Origin of the sequence: Tardiphaga sp., assembly GCF_041424195.1 — a bacterium.
GTDB lineage: Bacteria > Pseudomonadota > Alphaproteobacteria > Rhizobiales > Xanthobacteraceae > Tardiphaga.
In genome coordinates this window covers 1-14,687 of record NZ_JBGMOE010000174.1, presented here as the reverse complement: position 1 = coordinate 14,687, position 14,687 = coordinate 1, and the positions used below count along the sequence as shown (strand labels likewise).

The 14,687-nt window shown below is 60.8% G+C and carries 17 protein-coding genes; 9 read left to right on the top strand and 8 right to left on the bottom strand.

The genetic code is table 11. The features are described from left to right. Window positions 1–27: 27 nt before the first annotated feature. Genes secF through ACEK02_RS23580 form a run of 3 tightly spaced genes read left to right on the top strand, consistent with a single transcriptional unit; the run spans window position 28 to window position 2,256 of the window. Window positions 28–1,029: a protein translocase subunit SecF gene (gene secF, locus ACEK02_RS23590; protein ID WP_371423993.1), complete on the top strand. Its 1,002-nt coding sequence runs from the start codon at window positions 28–30 to the stop codon at window positions 1,027–1,029. Window position 1,030: 1 nt separating this feature from the next. Then, window positions 1,031–1,414 (top strand): Mth938-like domain-containing protein, encoded by a 384-nt coding sequence (locus ACEK02_RS23585; protein ID WP_371423967.1) that lies wholly within the window; start codon window positions 1,031–1,033, stop codon window positions 1,412–1,414. Beyond that, the gene (locus tag ACEK02_RS23580) at window positions 1,411–2,256 is read left to right on the top strand and encodes a phytoene/squalene synthase family protein (RefSeq protein ID WP_371423966.1); all 846 of its coding nucleotides are present in this window, start codon (window positions 1,411–1,413) and stop codon (window positions 2,254–2,256) included. Before ACEK02_RS23585 ends, ACEK02_RS23580 begins: the two co-directional genes overlap by 4 nt. A 2-nt stretch (window positions 2,257–2,258) precedes the next feature. Here the strand turns inward: ACEK02_RS23580 and ACEK02_RS23575 are convergent, their stop codons facing one another. From ACEK02_RS23575 to ACEK02_RS23565, 3 genes are all read right to left on the bottom strand, one after another. Beyond that, on the bottom strand, window positions 2,259–3,350 hold the full coding sequence (locus ACEK02_RS23575) for a serine/threonine protein kinase (RefSeq protein WP_371423965.1): 1,092 nt from the start codon (window positions 3,348–3,350) through the stop codon (window positions 2,259–2,261). A 30-nt stretch (window positions 3,351–3,380) separates the two neighbouring features. Then, complete coding sequence (gene trmFO / locus ACEK02_RS23570; protein WP_371423964.1) at window positions 3,381–4,814, bottom strand: methylenetetrahydrofolate--tRNA-(uracil(54)-C(5))-methyltransferase (FADH(2)-oxidizing) TrmFO; 1,434 nt, start codon at window positions 4,812–4,814, stop codon at window positions 3,381–3,383. A 201-nt stretch (window positions 4,815–5,015) separates the two neighbouring features. Further along, complete coding sequence (locus tag ACEK02_RS23565) at window positions 5,016–5,168, bottom strand: DUF1127 domain-containing protein (RefSeq protein WP_081421766.1); 153 nt, start codon at window positions 5,166–5,168, stop codon at window positions 5,016–5,018. Between the two features lie 692 nt (window positions 5,169–5,860). Between ACEK02_RS23565 and ACEK02_RS23560 the strand changes: the two genes are divergently transcribed. Next, window positions 5,861–6,247 (top strand): hypothetical protein, encoded by a 387-nt coding sequence (locus tag ACEK02_RS23560; RefSeq protein ID WP_371423963.1) that lies wholly within the window; start codon window positions 5,861–5,863, stop codon window positions 6,245–6,247. A 56-nt stretch (window positions 6,248–6,303) separates the two neighbouring features. Here the strand turns inward: ACEK02_RS23560 and ACEK02_RS23555 are convergent, their stop codons facing one another. Continuing rightward, entirely contained in the window at window positions 6,304–7,116 is an 813-nt protein-coding gene (locus tag ACEK02_RS23555) for a lytic murein transglycosylase (RefSeq protein ID WP_371423962.1), read from the bottom strand. 355 nt (window positions 7,117–7,471) lie between these two features. Between ACEK02_RS23555 and ACEK02_RS23550 the strand changes: the two genes are divergently transcribed. From ACEK02_RS23550 to ACEK02_RS23540, 3 genes are all read left to right on the top strand, one after another. Beyond that, entirely contained in the window at window positions 7,472–7,639 is a 168-nt protein-coding gene (locus ACEK02_RS23550) for a hypothetical protein (RefSeq protein WP_371423961.1), read from the top strand. A gap of 296 nt (window positions 7,640–7,935) precedes the next feature. After that, window positions 7,936–8,313, top strand: a complete 378-nt coding sequence (locus ACEK02_RS23545) for a DUF3597 domain-containing protein (RefSeq protein WP_371423960.1) — start codon at window positions 7,936–7,938, stop codon at window positions 8,311–8,313. A gap of 120 nt (window positions 8,314–8,433) precedes the next feature. Continuing rightward, the gene (locus ACEK02_RS23540) at window positions 8,434–9,225 is read left to right on the top strand and encodes a fumarylacetoacetate hydrolase family protein (RefSeq protein WP_371423959.1); all 792 of its coding nucleotides are present in this window, start codon (window positions 8,434–8,436) and stop codon (window positions 9,223–9,225) included. 70 nt (window positions 9,226–9,295) lie between these two features. On the opposite strand, the gene ACEK02_RS23535 is transcribed toward ACEK02_RS23540, so the two are convergent. Both ACEK02_RS23535 and ACEK02_RS23530 read right to left on the bottom strand, forming a co-directional pair. Further along, window positions 9,296–9,568 (bottom strand): GNAT family N-acetyltransferase, encoded by a 273-nt coding sequence (locus tag ACEK02_RS23535; RefSeq protein ID WP_371423958.1) that lies wholly within the window; start codon window positions 9,566–9,568, stop codon window positions 9,296–9,298. Then, entirely contained in the window at window positions 9,565–9,849 is a 285-nt protein-coding gene (locus ACEK02_RS23530) for a GNAT family N-acetyltransferase (protein WP_371423957.1), read from the bottom strand. Before ACEK02_RS23530 ends, ACEK02_RS23535 begins: the two co-directional genes overlap by 4 nt. A 287-nt stretch (window positions 9,850–10,136) precedes the next feature. Between ACEK02_RS23530 and ACEK02_RS23525 the strand changes: the two genes are divergently transcribed. Continuing rightward, on the top strand, window positions 10,137–10,541 hold the full coding sequence (locus tag ACEK02_RS23525; RefSeq protein ID WP_371423956.1) for an SPW repeat protein: 405 nt from the start codon (window positions 10,137–10,139) through the stop codon (window positions 10,539–10,541). Between the two features lie 67 nt (window positions 10,542–10,608). Here ACEK02_RS23525 and ACEK02_RS23520 read toward each other — a convergent pair whose 3' ends face one another. Next, complete coding sequence (locus ACEK02_RS23520) at window positions 10,609–11,244, bottom strand: HAD-IA family hydrolase (RefSeq protein WP_371423955.1); 636 nt, start codon at window positions 11,242–11,244, stop codon at window positions 10,609–10,611. 233 nt (window positions 11,245–11,477) lie between these two features. On the opposite strand from ACEK02_RS23520, the gene ACEK02_RS23515 reads away from it, so the two are divergent. After that, window positions 11,478–11,618, top strand: coding sequence for a hypothetical protein (locus tag ACEK02_RS23515; RefSeq protein WP_371423954.1), 141 nt, complete (start codon window positions 11,478–11,480; stop codon window positions 11,616–11,618). 190 nt (window positions 11,619–11,808) lie between these two features. Here ACEK02_RS23515 and uvrA read toward each other — a convergent pair. After that, the coding region (uvrA, locus tag ACEK02_RS23510; RefSeq protein WP_371423953.1) for an excinuclease ABC subunit UvrA at window positions 11,809–14,687 on the bottom strand (2,879 nt) is incomplete at its 5' end.

Here is a 14,687-nt window from a genome sequence, read left to right as displayed (position 1 = left end):
ACGGAGCAGACTTTGACAACGACACAAATGGTTCTGGCAGGTCTGGGTGCGCTGATCGTCATTCTGTCGATCGTGGCGATCTTCGATCTGTTGCCGTCGCTCCGCATCGTTCCTGACGATACGAAGTTCGATTTCACGCGCTTCCGCCGCATCTCATTCCCGATCTCAGCGCTGCTGTCGATACTTGCCATCACACTGTTCTTCACGCACGGGCTGAACTTCGGTATCGACTTCAAGGGCGGCACGCTGCTGGAAGTGCAGGCCAAGTCCGGTACCGCCGATATCGGTGCGATGCGCACGACGCTCGCGGCCCTGCAGCTCGGTGACGTGCAGTTGCAGCAGTTCGGCGGCGCGGCCGACGTGCTGATCCGATTGGCCGAACAGCCGGGTGGCGATGCTGCGCAGCAGGCTGCCGTGCAGAAGGTTCGCGCGGCGCTGGGTGACAGTGTTGAATATCGCCGCGTCGAGGTGGTCGGTCCGCGCGTGTCCGGCGAATTGCTGGCTTACGGCATGCTCGGCCTGATCGTTGCGATCATGGGCATCCTGATCTATCTCTGGTTCCGGTTCGAATGGCAGTTTGCCCTCGGCGCCATGATCGCCAACGTCCACGATATCGTGCTGACCATCGGCTTCATGTCGATCACGCAAGTCGACTTCGATCTCACCAGTATTGCGGCGCTGCTGACCATTCTCGGCTATTCGCTGAATGACACCGTGGTCATTTACGATCGTATTCGCGAGATCCTGCGTCGTTACAAGAAGATGCCGATGCCTGAACTGCTGAACGAGTCGATCAATTCGACGCTGTCGCGTTCTATCATCACCCACGTCACCGTGACGCTGGCGTTGCTGGCGCTATACGCGTTCGGCGGCCAGGCGATCCACTCCTTCACCGCTGTCATGATCTTTGGCGTCGTGCTGGTCGGCACCTACACCTCGATCTTCATCGCCGCGCCGCTGCTGATCTATCTTGGCGTCGGCGAACACCGTGAAGACGCCGACAAGCCGGCCGCGAAGCCGAAGCCCTGAGATGCCGGTCGACCCCGAAGCGCCGCACCTTCCGCGCTCGGCCGCCATCGAAGCCTACGGCAAGGGCGGCTTCCACTTCGACACCATGTCGCATCGGGGCTCGCTGCTGTGCCTGCCTGATGCGGTATGGGCATGGTCGGTGACCAAGGCCAGTGACATCGATCGCCATTCGCTACGGCGCGTATTCGAAGGCGCTGCAGGCATCGACACGCTGATTATCGGTACCGGCAACGAGGTCTGGATCGTGCCGAATGATTTGCGGAACGCCTTGCGCAATCTGCATGTGGTGATCGACGCGATGCAGACCGGTCCTGCGATCCGCACCTATAATGTTATGCTGGGCGAGCGCCGCCGCGTCGCTGCTGCGCTGATTGCGGTGCCATGAGTGGTGCTGATCAGAGCTCCGCGGCGTTCTGCGCGGAACTGGTGCGCAGCCACGACTTCGACCGTTACGCATCGACGTTGTTCGTGCCGGCCGACAAGCGCCGCTCGCTGCTGGCGCTCTATGCGTTCAACACCGAGGTTGCGCGCGTTCGGGAGCTGGTGAAGCAGCCATTGCCCGGCGAAATCCGGCTGCAATGGTGGACCGACATGCTGGCCGGCGTAGGTCATGGCGATGTCGAGCAGAACCCCGTTGCCGCCGAATTGCTGCTGGCGATCCGCACGCATGATCTTTCCGTCGATCGGCTATCGAAGCTGGTCGATGTGCATATTTTCGATCTCTACGACGACCCGATGCCGGATCTGGCACTGCTTGAGAGCCATTTTCGCGATACGCTCGGCACGTTGCTGTTTTCGTCGGCCAGTATCCTCGGCGATGGCTCGGAGGCCAGCGCGCATGTCGCGGAGCATGCGGGGCTTGCCCAAGGTGTCGTGCGTATCATTGCGCGTCTGCCCTATGATACGATGCGGCGGCAATTGTTCATTCCGCAGGACATGCTCCTGCAGAACGGTAGCAGCGCCGATCAGATGTTTGTCGGCAAGATGACGCCGGGCATCCGCGCAACGCTGGATCAGTTGATATCAGGCGCGCAAGAGCAGCTCGCGACGGCGGACGCAATGCTAGCAGATGTGTCTCCAGATGCGCGCGCGGCGTTCCTGCCGATGGCGCTGGCGAAGTACGATCTGGAGCAGATGGCGCGACCGGATCACGATCCGTTCGAACTTCACATCAGATCGCGGTTGCGGACCCTCTGGACGCTGTGGCGCGCATCGCGTTCAGTGTGATGTCAGTTTCTGATCGTCGTTTCGAAGTTGAACCGATCCCGCAGGTTCTTCCGCGACTCCAGAATGCCCTTCAGGAAAGCGCGGTCGGCATCGCTGGTCATCAGCGGCTCCAGCAGATCGACCTGATTCATCGCGACGAGCTGCAGCACCTCGGTGCGAATGCGGCCTGAGGCGTCGCGGGGCAGGGCTGTTACGACCTGCAGATGCTCCGGCGGCTTCGCAGCCTTTGCGGCAGCCAATTCGCCCTGCAGCTTCGTTTCCAGTGTGACGTCATCGGCCTCCACGAATGCATAGAGCCCGACGCCGGTGCGCCGGTCGGCAAAGGCGACAATCGAAGCGTCGCGCACTGCCGGGTTCTGCTTGATGATCTCGAGCAGCGGCGGCGCGTCGTTGACCAGCCGCTTGCCGCCGCCTTCGCGGTCGGTGAAGTTGAAGATGCCGCGAGTGATGGCGCGATAGACCTTCTTGCCGGTCATCAGCCAGATCCGCGCCGGCAGCGACTTCTTCGCAAGGATCGCCTTTTCCTTCGGCGTCAGCAGCTCTGGCGCATAAGTGCGCTTGTGCTTCAGGAGATGACGCAAGTCTTCATAGGCAGCGACGCGAAACAACTGGCTGCGGGACTTGAAGCAGACCGCGAGCTGGAAGTCGGTCACATAAGCCAGCCCGTCGCTGCCGCGCAGCCAGTTTTGCTCCTTGGCGAGATCGTTATGGCACACCCCCATGCGATGCAGCTTGCGCAGTGCCAGCTTGGCCGATTTGAAATAGCGCGCGTCATGGTGTGGTTTTGCGAGATGCAGTGCGACGCCGTCGATGAAGCCGCGCACCAGCGCGCGGTCGCCGGCCCACAGCAATTCCGGCCCGACGCGCAGATCGCGCGCCAGCGTCAACGCACGGCGCTCCCGCGTGAACAGATGCAGCGCCAGCAGATAGGACCACCACGGCACCTGGTCGAGCCGGCGCAGCACCGCATCGACTTCACCCGATGACGTGCGATAGCGGCCGCGCTCGACGGTCGAGAACACGTCGCGTTTCAGCAACACGCCTTCGGTCCAGGTCTTGGACAGCGCAGCGGCGTCCTGTGGCGGCAAACTCATCGCACAATCCTGAAATTCAAATCGCCGGTGTCATGCCGCGGCTGCGACGGACAGGCTGGCAGCAATCCAGCTATCCATATCCGCCAGCGCCCGCGCGCTCATCGCCTGCTTCTTGGCGACGGTCTTCTCGTTGCCGCGCAGCCGCGAGCCATCGGGCTTTTTGGTTGGCGCTTGAGCCAGCGGCGGGAACAAGCCGAAATTGATGTTCATCGGCTGGAACGAGCGCGGGCCGGCATCGACGGTTTCGATGTGCCCGCCGGTGATGTGGCCGAGCAGCGAACCCAGCGCCGTTGTCACGGGCGGCGGCGCCAGCGACTGGCTCTTGGCATCTGCTGCTGCATAGAGGCCGGCGATCAGGCCGACACTGGCCGACTCCACATAGCCTTCGCAGCCGGTCATCTGACCGGCGAAACGCAGGCGAGGCTGCGCCTTCAGGCGGAGTTGCTCATCGAGCAGTTTTGGCGAGTTCAGGAAGGTGTTGCGATGCAGGCCGCCCAGCCGCGCGAATTCGGCGTTCTGCAGGCCGGGGATCATCCGCAATGCCTGCTGCTGCGGGCCGTATTTCAGCTTCGTCTGGAAGCCGACGATATTGTAGAGCGTGCCGAGCTTGTTGTCCTGACGGAGCTGCACGATGGCGTAGGGCTTCACGAGAGGATCGCGCGGATTGGTAAGGCCGACCGGCTTCATCGGCCCGTGACGCAGCGTTTCGCGGCCGCGCTCGGCCATGACTTCGATGGGCAGACAGCCGTCGAAATAGGGCGTGTTGGTTTCCCACTCCTTGAAGTCGGTCTTTTCGCCGGCCAACAGCGCATCGATGAAGGCGTCATACTGTTCGCGGGTCATCGGGCAGTTGATGTAATCGGCACCGTTGCCCCCGGGCCCGACCTTGTCGTAGCGCGACTGGAACCAGGCGATTTCCATATCGATCGATTCTTTATGGACGATCGGGGCGATGGCGTCGAAGAAGGCCAGCGCGTTCTCGTCTGTCAGCCCGCGAATGCCGTCTGCGAGCGCCGCGGAGGTCAGCGGTCCCGTTGCGACGATGACGTTGCGCCAGTCGGCAGGCGGCAGGCCGGCCACTTCGGCGCGGTCGATGGTGATGAGCGGGTGGTCGTTCAACGCCTTGGTCACGGCATCGGAGAAGCCACCGCGATCCACCGCCAGCGCGCCACCGGCGGGCACCTGGTTGGCATCGGCGCAGCGCATGATCAGCGAGCCCAGCTTGCGCATTTCGGCGTGCAGCAGGCCGACAGCGTTGTTGAGCGCGTCGTCAGAACGGAAGGAATTGGAGCAGACCAGTTCGGCGAGGCCATCGGTGCGATGGGCTTCGGTCATCTGGTGCGGCCGCATCTCGTGCAAGATCACGGGAACGCCGGCATTGGCGACCTGCCAGGCGGCTTCCGAGCCGGCGAGGCCCGCGCCGATCACATGGACGCAGTCGTCTGAGTTTGGGGCTGTTGTCATGGCCCCGCATGTAGCGCGTTTTGGCGCGAAGTGGAATTCGCTTCGCGGAAATTTGGCCGGTTAGCCAAAGCTTTGAAGACGCTTGGCTTTGAAGGTGTCTGGCTCCGAAGATGGTGGTCTTCAGGGAACCACGATTGCGCCCGCGCGAGGCGGGCGCAATCCGTGAAACGTCAAACTGGACGGGCTAGCCGCCCGGACGGATCAGCCGTTGTAGGCGCCGGAAGCAACACGCGGAATGTCCGAACGGTCGAGACCGATGTCGGAAAGCTCGCGATCGCTGAGCTGGGAGAGTTCGGCAACGTTGCGCTGATAGTCGCGGAACGCCTGGATCATGCGGATGAATGAAAGCAACATTTTGGTTCTCCTTCGTTAAGCGATTCATCTCTTGCGAGGTGCTTCGCTATTGAAGTGAATATAGATGACGATATCGCAGTGCAGCAGTGGGAATGTTGCGATGCAGCTAGTCAAAGATCGCATAGCTCGCGCAAGGAATGATTAACCTCTTGGCGCTGGTAGGTGATTTTACAGGCATCGTGCGTATTGGGGCACCTCCCGCGCCAGTTTTCGGGTTTAATTAGTCATTTAAATCATGCGGTTGGAGCGGTTCCGGTGGCTGAGCGCGTTGGCGGGTTTAGGGGCGCCGGAGCGAGCCGTTCTTTCCTAAATAGATGGCTGGATCGGACGGTTCTTCAAGAGGCTATCGCCACCGTCGCCATGCGCGAATCGCATGCGTAGAGTAGATATGAATGTAAAATCATCCTTATGCGGGCCTGATCAGAAGCTTATCCCAAAGATACAACTGCGTGAGGATATTTGTACCTACAACTCGAAATGTCCACGCAGCAGCGATCATGTGCTCGCGCTGCGTCGTCTTCGGCGAGACGGATGCACGTTCAAGTAATCGGATGGCGGACATGAGATCGGTTCGTGTTTCGGTGCATAACGCGAAGAGCCGACACCGCGACATGCGCGATCCCTACGCGAATTACATTTCTGTAAGTTTGTTACCCGTGATGTCTGGAGCGGCCAAAAGTTGAGTGTTCTTGGTGGCGATCACAACCGCCTCACGTTCAATTCACCGCGGCTGTTATTTCCCGGATCACAGCTGGACGTATCAATTCCTTCTACAGAAGCCGGCAATGATGCCGGTTCTGTTGCGAAGGACAAACAAGATGATCACAAGATTACTGGGAGCGGCCGCCATGGCTGCTGTTGTGTTCGCTGCGGTGCCGGCTTCGGCTGCGCGTATGGAAGGCTGCAGCAGCAGCAACCTGATGAAAACCGAAACCGCCGTCGAGGCGATGCCGGACGGTGATGCGAAACGGGTTGCGTTCAAGGAGATGACCGACGCGCAGACAGCGTTGCTCGACAACAAGATGGGCGTGTGTGCTGTCCATCTGACCAAGGCCATGCATGTCGGCATGACGAAGTAGGAGATCACGGGAGGGGCCGCTTGCTGAGGAGCGGACGGCCCTTCCATCATCGCCGCTTACGGCTCCTTGGCGAGCTGGCTGGCGAAGTAAGCGATGGTCTTCGAATAAACCTCGCTCTTGTTCCATTGCTGGATGACCGCGAAATTCGCAGTCCCCGGCGCAAAATCCTGATCGCGCTTCCAGCCATGGCTGGCGAGATAGTTTGCCGTTGAGGCCAGTACATCGGGCGCACTGCGCAACAGGTCGCGATGGCCATTGCCGTCGAAGTCGACGGCGAATTTCAGATAGGACGATGGCATGAATTGCGTCTGGCCGATTTCGCCGGCCCAGGCGCCGTGCATCTCGGCAGGCGCCAGATCGCCGCGGTCGACGATGCGCAGGGCATCGAGCAATTCAGCACGAAACATCTCGGCGCGGCGGCAATCATAGGCGAGCGACGCGATGGCGCGGATTGTGGGGAATTTGCCGATGTTCACGCCATAGTCGGTCTCCAGTCCCCAGATCGCCACCAGCACCGGACCGGGTACGCCATATTGTTGCTCAATGCGTCCGAGCACCGAGCCGTAACGCTTCAGCATGTAGCTGCCCCGACGCAGCCTTGGTGGCACCATGCGTCCGGAGAATTCCTCGAAGCTTTGCTTGAACACCTGCTGGCCGCGATCGCGCGACAGCACGCTGTTGTCGAGGGTGACGCCGGCCAGGGCTGCATCGACTGTCTTTTGTGAAATGCCATTGCCAACTGCTTCCGTCTTGAAGGCAGCGAGCCATCCATCGAAACTGCCGGTGCCGCAGGCAGGCGCAGCAAGGGCCGGCGCGAGCGGCGAGATCAGGACAGTACCAAGCAGGAACGTACAAAGCAGGGGGCGCATGGTCTCAAGGCTCTCATTCGCTATTGAAATGATGTCGCGAAAATAGTGCGCGACGAGCCTTCCGGTGAACCACGGCTAAAACAAGGCTTGCGGTGGTGATATCAAAATCGCGCGCCGACCTCTCGCGCAATTCTGCGAGAGGCCGGCGGTTCGGCAGGAATCAGACGACCTTGCCTGGATTACTTGTCACTGCGCCATTGAAACAGCGAGACGGGGAAATCCGCGGCCGAGCGCTTGATCTTGTTGCGCGGCTGGGCACAGCCTTGAAGTTTTGCCAGCCGAGCCGCAATGCGTCGGTCAATTCGGCGGAGGTGATGGTGTGAACGGCGGGCGCGGCGGTGGCGTCAGTTGCGCCGTGAGCGAAGTCGGCGACATGGGCAGCGTATTGGCTCGCCATGGTCGTGCCCCCCTTGTCGCGCTCAAAGGGAGCGTGCAGGCTGCATTGGTATCGATCGCGAACAAACCAGACGCGCACGTAACAAAAGTGCCGAAAGAGCTGGTCTTGCCGCAACCTGTGAAGTGACCCTACGCTGATCCCGTGGCGCCGTGGCTCGCGCTTCGGTGAAAATGTCGTCTGACATTCACAGCGCTGCAATGCAGCGGCCGGGCTTTCGCCTCAATTCAGACGAACCTTGCTACCGACATCAAACGATCTGCCGATGACTTTGGCAGTTGGTTTTGAAATGTCTCTTCCCGTTGTCGGCTGTGCCGCATTGGCAAGCCGGATGCGGGCGGCTACAAATACGGACCGGCTGGTGCAGTCGGAACAAACGCTGCACGAATTCTTCAATCTGTCACGGAAGCTATTGGGAGCGACATATGAGCATTTTCGGAAAGATCATGGGCGCGATTTTCGGCACCAGCGCCAGTGCAGCAACCCCTGATGCCGCTCCGGCAGCTGGCGGTTCGGCCCCGGCTACAGGTGCCGCGCCGATGGACTCAGTCGACGTTGCGGCGATCCTCGACAAGGCCGTGGCGGCCAAGGGCGAGAAGCTGGAATGGAAGACCTCGATCGTCGACCTGATGAAGGCGCTCGACATCGACTCCAGCCTGACGGCCCGCAAGGATCTCGCCAAGGAGCTCGGCTATACGGGCGACACCAACGATTCCGCCAGCATGAATATCTGGCTGCACAAGCAGATGATGACCAAGCTCGCCGACAATGGCGGCAAGCTGCCGGCTGACATCAAGCACTAAGTTCTTCATTTTTGAATGAAGCTGAAGGCCCGCGCTCGCGCGGGCCTTTTTGCTGTGGTATGCCAGCACGCATAAAAACAAGACCAAAAAAACAAGACAAAACATACGAGGAGAAACGCCATGGACCCCATCAACCGCAGAACGATTCTGACCACCGGTGCCGTTGCCCTGGCCGGCAGCGCCTTGGCCGGCGAGGCCGCGCAGGCCGAGGCCGGACCGAAGAGCATTTTCACGGTCGCGGCGGTGACGATCCCCATCGTCGGCGAAACCGACGTGTTTCCGGTGCGTCGCATCTATTGCATCGGCCGCAACTACGCGGCGCATTCCCGCGAGATGGGATCGGACCCGACGCGCGAGCCGCCGTTCTTCTTCCAGAAGCCGACCGACGCGATCCAGAACGTCAAGATCGGCGAGGTGGCCGATCACCCGTATCCGTCGCTGACCAAGAATTATCATTACGAGGTTGAACTCGTCGCCGCGCTGAAATCCGGCGGCGCCAATATCCCCGTCGATAAGGCGCTCGACCACGTCTATGGCTACGCTCTCGGCCTCGACATGACACGCCGCGATCTGCAGCGCGCCATGGGCGACGAGAAGAAGCCATGGGAGATCGGCAAGAGTTTTGACCATGCCGCAGTCATCGGCCCGATCCATCCGGTCGCCAAGACCGGCCACATGACCAAGGGTCCGATCTCGCTCGCGGTGAATGGCACCGTGAAACAGACCTCCGATCTCGACAAGATGATCTGGAGCGTCGCCGAGCAGATCGCCAAACTCTCGGAAGCCTTCGAGCTGAAGGCTGGCGACATCATCTATTCCGGCACGCCGGAAAATGTCGGCCCGGTCGTGAAGGGCGATGTGCTGCTCTGCAAGATCCAGGGCTTGCCGGATATGTCGATCAAGATCGTTTGAGACCCAAACTCGTCATTTCCCGCCACTCCAGTTGGAGTGGTGGGGAATGACGGGTGTGACCAAATGTGGCTTACCCCGTCAAATCCGCATAGTCCGGATGCCGCTCGAGATAATCCACCACGAACGAACATCCTGCGACGACCTTCATCCCGTCGGCCCGGATCAATGCGAGTGCGCCCTTGACCAGCTCCGACGCGATGCCGCGGCCGCGCAGGGCCGGTGGCGTTTCGGTGTGCGTGATGATGACGCGATCACCGGCACGGCGATAATTCGCAAACGCGGTGGATCCGCCGACATCCAGCTCGAAGCGATTACGAGCCTTGTTGTCGCGAATAGCGGTCATGCCGCGTCTTTCAGCAGATCCTGATAGTCCGCGTGCTTCGCGATATATGCCGCAATGAAAGGGCACTGCGCCACGACCTTCAATCCCTCCGCCCGGACTGCATCGAGCGCGCCGCGGGCAAGCTGGGAGCCGATACCTCTGCCCGCCAATTCCTGCGGAACCACCGTGTGGACGAAGGTGATGGTATCGGACGTCCGGGTATACTCGGTGAAAGCGATATAACCGTCGACCGCGAGTTCGAAACGGCGGAGCGAAGTATTGTTGTAAACTGCGTTGCTCATTGTCATTCCATTCACAAGTGTCCGGGAGAAGGTAGCAATCATCCTCTGGCGGGTGCAATGCGACTCCCGCGTGATTCATCGGGACCGGGTTCACTCCAGGCCGCCGCGCGGGGCGTTTTGTGGATCCGCACGCCATGAAAAATGGCTTTGGCGTGGCCTTGCAAAGGCAAAGCGGGTTCCTACGTCATTTACAGACATACGCCCCGAAGCGGCCGGATTGGTCGTTTGACAGTTGGAGTGTCATGCCAACGGCCGCTGACGTATGCCTCTTTTAAGAGGAGGTCACGATGTCAGACTCTCGTTTTCTCGGCACGCATCGCACCTGGGAAGACTGGTTCGGCATGGCGCTTGGCGTCCTGATCGCGCTGTCGCCCTGGTTTCCCACGCAGAACGGTCATGAATATACCGGGGCGAACCCTAGCGCCGCGATCATTAACGCGGTGGTGGTTGGCGTGCTGGTGTTTGGCCTTGCCCAGCTTGAATACGTTGCACTGCAACGATGGGAGGAGGTGGCCGCGATCCTTCTTGGCCTGTGGCTGATCGTCTCGCCACTTTTCCTTGGCTACGCCGGCGACGGCATGCTCAGATTCATCCATACCTGCCTCGGCGGCCTCGTGGTGCTGCTGGCAACGCTGCAGTTGTGGCAGGACTGGGATTTGAGCGACGGGGAAATGGCCCAGCACGGGCAATGACAACACGCGATCAGGCCCGCCGGTCTTGTCGTGAGATCGGCGGGTCTCGTCTGTCTGTCACCGGCCGTTAGCGTCGGGGCACAGCCAGCGCCGCGATCACCTCGTCGATCCGGGAAAACAGATAATTAGGCGCGCGCGCTTCCAGCGCTGCTCCGCTCGTATAGCCCCACGTCACCGCCCCGAAATCGATACCGGCCTCGCGCGCGGCGTCGATATCACGGATTTCGTCGCCGATCGAGATCGTGTCATCGACCGAGATGCCGGTGAGGTCGAGGATGCGCTGGAACTTGGCCGTCTTGCCGAACAGGCCGGCGCCACAGGCGAAATAGGCCACGTGCTGCTCGAGATCGCCGAGCACGTGACGCACATTGTCCTCGCTGTCTGAGCTGACGATCGCAATCGTCATGCCGCGCGCCTTCAATTCACAGAACATGCGATCGACGCCGGGAAACAGATTGATGCGATCGATTTGCTGCGCCTTGCGCTTGCGCATGTCGCGGGCGATCAGCGGGATCCGCCATTTGGCGACACCGAGCAGCCGGATCAGTTCGCCGGCACCAACGCTCCGCAATTCATCGATACGGTCGCGTTCGACGCGTTGAAACTTGTGCTTGTCTGCGACGGAATTGATGACGCTGAGAAACCACGCAAAGCTGTCCGACAGCGTGCCGTCGAAGTCGAAGATGGCGAGCTTATAGGGCATGGCTGGCGGGCAGGGAGGTGACCGGGGTCTTGGTTGGGTGTTTGGCAGTGGCGGTCACGGGCTGCTCTCGTCTGAGTCGTGGCCGATATGCGACCCGCCCGAAGGATGATCCCATCAGACCCGCTTTTCAACCCGCATCCGCGCGGCGAAACGATGCACGAGCTGCACGCAAGCGTGCTAAGCCCGTGCTAAGCCCGTCATTACCCGTTTCATGTCACCCGCAGGAGGCCCTCATGGCAGACGACAGAGCGAACCAGAAAGGCCCCAACACCAAGAAGAAGCAGAAGTGCAAGAATTGCGAAGGCAAGGGCCTGCTGAAGAAGGGCGAGAAGGTCGTGAAGTGCCAGAGGTGTCACGGGACGGGGCTGAGATGAACGAGAAGGATAGGCACTCGCCGCATTTGCTATGCTTGGCTAGCAATGCTTTCCGGCAGGTTCTTTTAAATGAACGACCTCTCGAAGCGAATTACAATTGATCCCGACCGCATGCATGGACGCCCCTATATTGAGCTTACGGCTTGAGGATTCCCCGACGATGTGATCATCACACCGCCGGCTCCTTTATTTATTCCGCCGCTTCGCTCGCCTGCTTCCGCTTCTTCGGCTTGCCGGCCTTTTCCAGCACCGGCTTCAGGAATTTGCCCGTATAGCTGCGCGGCGCCTTGACGATATCTTCCGGCGGACCCCAGGCGACGATTTCGCCGCCGCCGTCACCGCCTTCGGGGCCGAGGTCGATGACCCAGTCGGCGGTCTTGATGACTTCGAGATTGTGCTCGATCACCACCACCGTGTTGCCCTGTTCGACCAGCTCATGCAGCACTTCGAGCAGTTTTGCGACGTCGTGGAAGTGCAGTCCCGTGGTCGGCTCGTCGAGAATGTAGAGCGTGCGACCCGTGGCGCGCTTGCTCAATTCCTTGGCGAGTTTCACGCGTTGCGCTTCGCCGCCGGATAGCGTCGTCGCCTGCTGGCCGACATGGATGTAGTCCAACCCGACGCGATGCAGCGTCTTGAAGGTCTCGCGCACGCGCGGCACCGCCTTGAAGAAGTCGGCGGCTTCTTCCACGGTCATGTCGAGGACGTCGGCGATCGACTTGCCCTTGAACAGCACTTCGAGGGTTTCGCGGTTGTAGCGCTTGCCCTTGCAGGTGTCGCAGGTGACATAGACATCCGGCAGGAAGTGCATCTCGATCTTGATGACGCCGTCGCCCTGGCAGGCCTCGCAGCGGCCGCCCTTGACGTTGAAGGAGAAGCGCCCGGGCTCGTAGCCGCGGGCCTTGGCTTCCGGCAACCCGGCGAACCATTCGCGGATCGGCGTGAAGGCGCCGGTGTAGGTCGCAGGATTGGAGCGCGGGGTGCGGCCGATCGGCGACTGGTCGATGTCGATGATCTTGTCGATATGCTCCAGGCCCTCGATGCGGTCGTGCGGCGCCGGACCTTCACTGGCGTTGTTGAGCTTGCGCGCGATCGCCTTGTAGAGGGTGTCGATCAAGAGCGTCGACTTGCCGCCGCCGGAGACGCCGGTGACGCAGGTGAACAGCCCCAGCGGAATTTCCGCCGAGACGTTCTTCAGATTGTTGCCGGATGCGTTCACCACCTTGATGGTGCGGCGATGGTTCGGCGGCTTGCGTTCCGGGATTTCCACCGACAGCTCGCCGGTGAGATACTTTCCGGTCAGCGAGGCCGGATTGGCCATTACCTCGGCGGGCGTGCCCTTGGCGACGATCTGGCCGCCATGGATGCCGGCGCCCGGGCCGACGTCGACGACATAGTCCGCCAGCCGGATCGCGTCTTCATCGTGCTCGACCACGATCACGGTGTTGCCGAGATCGCGCAGCCGCTTCAGGGTATCGAGCAGCCGCGCATTGTCGCGCTGGTGCAAGCCGATGGATGGTTCGTCCAGCACATAGAGCACGCCGGTGAGGCCGGAGCCGATCTGCGACGCCAGGCGGATGCGCTGGCTTTCGCCACCGGACAGCGTGCCCGACGAGCGCGACAAAGTCAGATAGTTGAGGCCGACATCGAGCAGGAACGACAGGCGCTCCCGAATTTCCTTCAGCACGCGGATCGCGATTTCGTTCTGCTGGGCATTGAGCATAGCAGGCACGCTCTCGAACCATTCGCCGGCCTTCTTCACAGACAGTTCGGAAATCTCGCCGATGTGCTTGCCGCCGATCTTGACGCACAGCGCCTCCGGCTTCAGCCGATGACCGGCGCAGCCCTTGCAGGGCACGTCGCTGAAATACTTGCCGAGTTCTTCGCGCGCCCATTCGCTCTCGGTCTCGCGGAAGCGGCGGTCGATATTGGTGACGACGCCCTCGAACGGCTTCTTGGTGTCGTAGGAGCGGACGCCGTCTTCATAGGAGAACTTGATCTCGTCATCGCCGGAGCCGTGCAGGATGGCGTTCTGCGTCTTCTTCGGCAGGTCCTTCCACTTGGTATCGAGCGTGAACTTGTAGAACTTGCCGAGCGCCGTCAGCGTCTGCACGTAATAAGGCGACGACGACTTCGCCCAGGGCGCGATCGCGCCCTTGCGCAGTGTCAGTTCCTTGTCGGGAATGACTAGATCGGCATCGATGGTCTGTTCGACGCCGAGGCCGCCGCATTTCGGACAGGCGCCATAGGGGTTGTTGAACGAAAACAGTCTGGGTTCGATCTCGGGGATCGTGAAGCCGGACACCGGGCAGGCGAATTTCTCGGAGAACAAAATCCGCTCGGCGCCGGTCTTGTCGTGAATCTTCGCGACCTTTTTGTCGGATTTCTTCTCGTCCGCGGGCGCCGCGGGTGCGTCGGCATATTCGATGACCGCGAGGCCTTCGGCAAGCTTCAGCGCGGTCTCGAAACTTTCAGCGAGGCGCTGGCCGATATCCGGCCTGACAACGATGCGATCGACGACGACGTCGATGTCATGCGGAAATTTCTTGTCGAGTACGGGCGCTTCGGCGAGTTCGTGGAAGGTGCCGTCGATCTTGACGCGCTGAAAACCTTTCTTGAGATATTCGGCCAGCTCCTTGCGGTACTCGCCTTTGCGGCCGCGCACCACGGGCGCCAGCAGATACAGCCGCGTGCCTTCCGGCAGTGCCAGCACGCGATCGACCATCATCGACACCGTCTGGCTTTCGATCGGCAGGCCCGTCGCCGGCGAATAGGGAATGCCGACGCGTGCCCAGAGCAGGCGCATATAATCGTAGATCTCGGTGACGGTGCCGACAGTCGAGCGCGGATTCTTCGAGGTGGTTTTCTGCTCAATGGAGATGGCCGGCGACAGGCCATCGATCTGGTCGACGTCCGGCTTCTGCATCATTTCGAGGAATTGCCGCGCGTAAGCCGACAGCGACTCCACATAGCGACGCTGGCCTTCGGCATAGATCGTATCGAAAGCGAGGGATGATTTGCCGGAGCCGGACAGGCCGGTGAACACCACCAGCTTGTCGCGCGGGATCGTCA

Bases quoted from the DNA above. Each gene is read 5' to 3' on its own strand.
- ACEK02_RS23580 (WP_371423966.1), top strand. From the start codon at position 1,411: ATGAGTGGTGCTGATCAGAGCTCCGCGGCGTTCTGCGCGGAACTGGTG.
- ACEK02_RS23555 (WP_371423962.1), bottom strand. From the start codon at position 7,116: ATGCGCCCCCTGCTTTGTACGTTCCTGCTTGGTACTGTCCTGATCTCG.
- secF (WP_371423993.1), top strand. From the start codon at position 28: ATGGTTCTGGCAGGTCTGGGTGCGCTGATCGTCATTCTGTCGATCGTG.
- ACEK02_RS23535 (WP_371423958.1), bottom strand. From the start codon at position 9,568: ATGACCGCTATTCGCGACAACAAGGCTCGTAATCGCTTCGAGCTGGAT.
- ACEK02_RS23530 (WP_371423957.1), bottom strand. From the start codon at position 9,849: ATGAGCAACGCAGTTTACAACAATACTTCGCTCCGCCGTTTCGAACTC.
- ACEK02_RS23515 (WP_371423954.1), top strand. From the start codon at position 11,478: ATGGCAGACGACAGAGCGAACCAGAAAGGCCCCAACACCAAGAAGAAG.
- ACEK02_RS23545 (WP_371423960.1), top strand. From the start codon at position 7,936: ATGAGCATTTTCGGAAAGATCATGGGCGCGATTTTCGGCACCAGCGCC.
- ACEK02_RS23565 (WP_081421766.1), bottom strand. From the start codon at position 5,168: ATGTTGCTTTCATTCATCCGCATGATCCAGGCGTTCCGCGACTATCAG.
- ACEK02_RS23585 (WP_371423967.1), top strand. From the start codon at position 1,031: ATGCCGGTCGACCCCGAAGCGCCGCACCTTCCGCGCTCGGCCGCCATC.
- ACEK02_RS23575 (WP_371423965.1), bottom strand. From the start codon at position 3,350: ATGAGTTTGCCGCCACAGGACGCCGCTGCGCTGTCCAAGACCTGGACC.
- trmFO (WP_371423964.1), bottom strand. From the start codon at position 4,814: ATGACAACAGCCCCAAACTCAGACGACTGCGTCCATGTGATCGGCGCG.
- ACEK02_RS23525 (WP_371423956.1), top strand. From the start codon at position 10,137: ATGTCAGACTCTCGTTTTCTCGGCACGCATCGCACCTGGGAAGACTGG.
- ACEK02_RS23540 (WP_371423959.1), top strand. From the start codon at position 8,434: ATGGACCCCATCAACCGCAGAACGATTCTGACCACCGGTGCCGTTGCC.
- ACEK02_RS23520 (WP_371423955.1), bottom strand. From the start codon at position 11,244: ATGCCCTATAAGCTCGCCATCTTCGACTTCGACGGCACGCTGTCGGAC.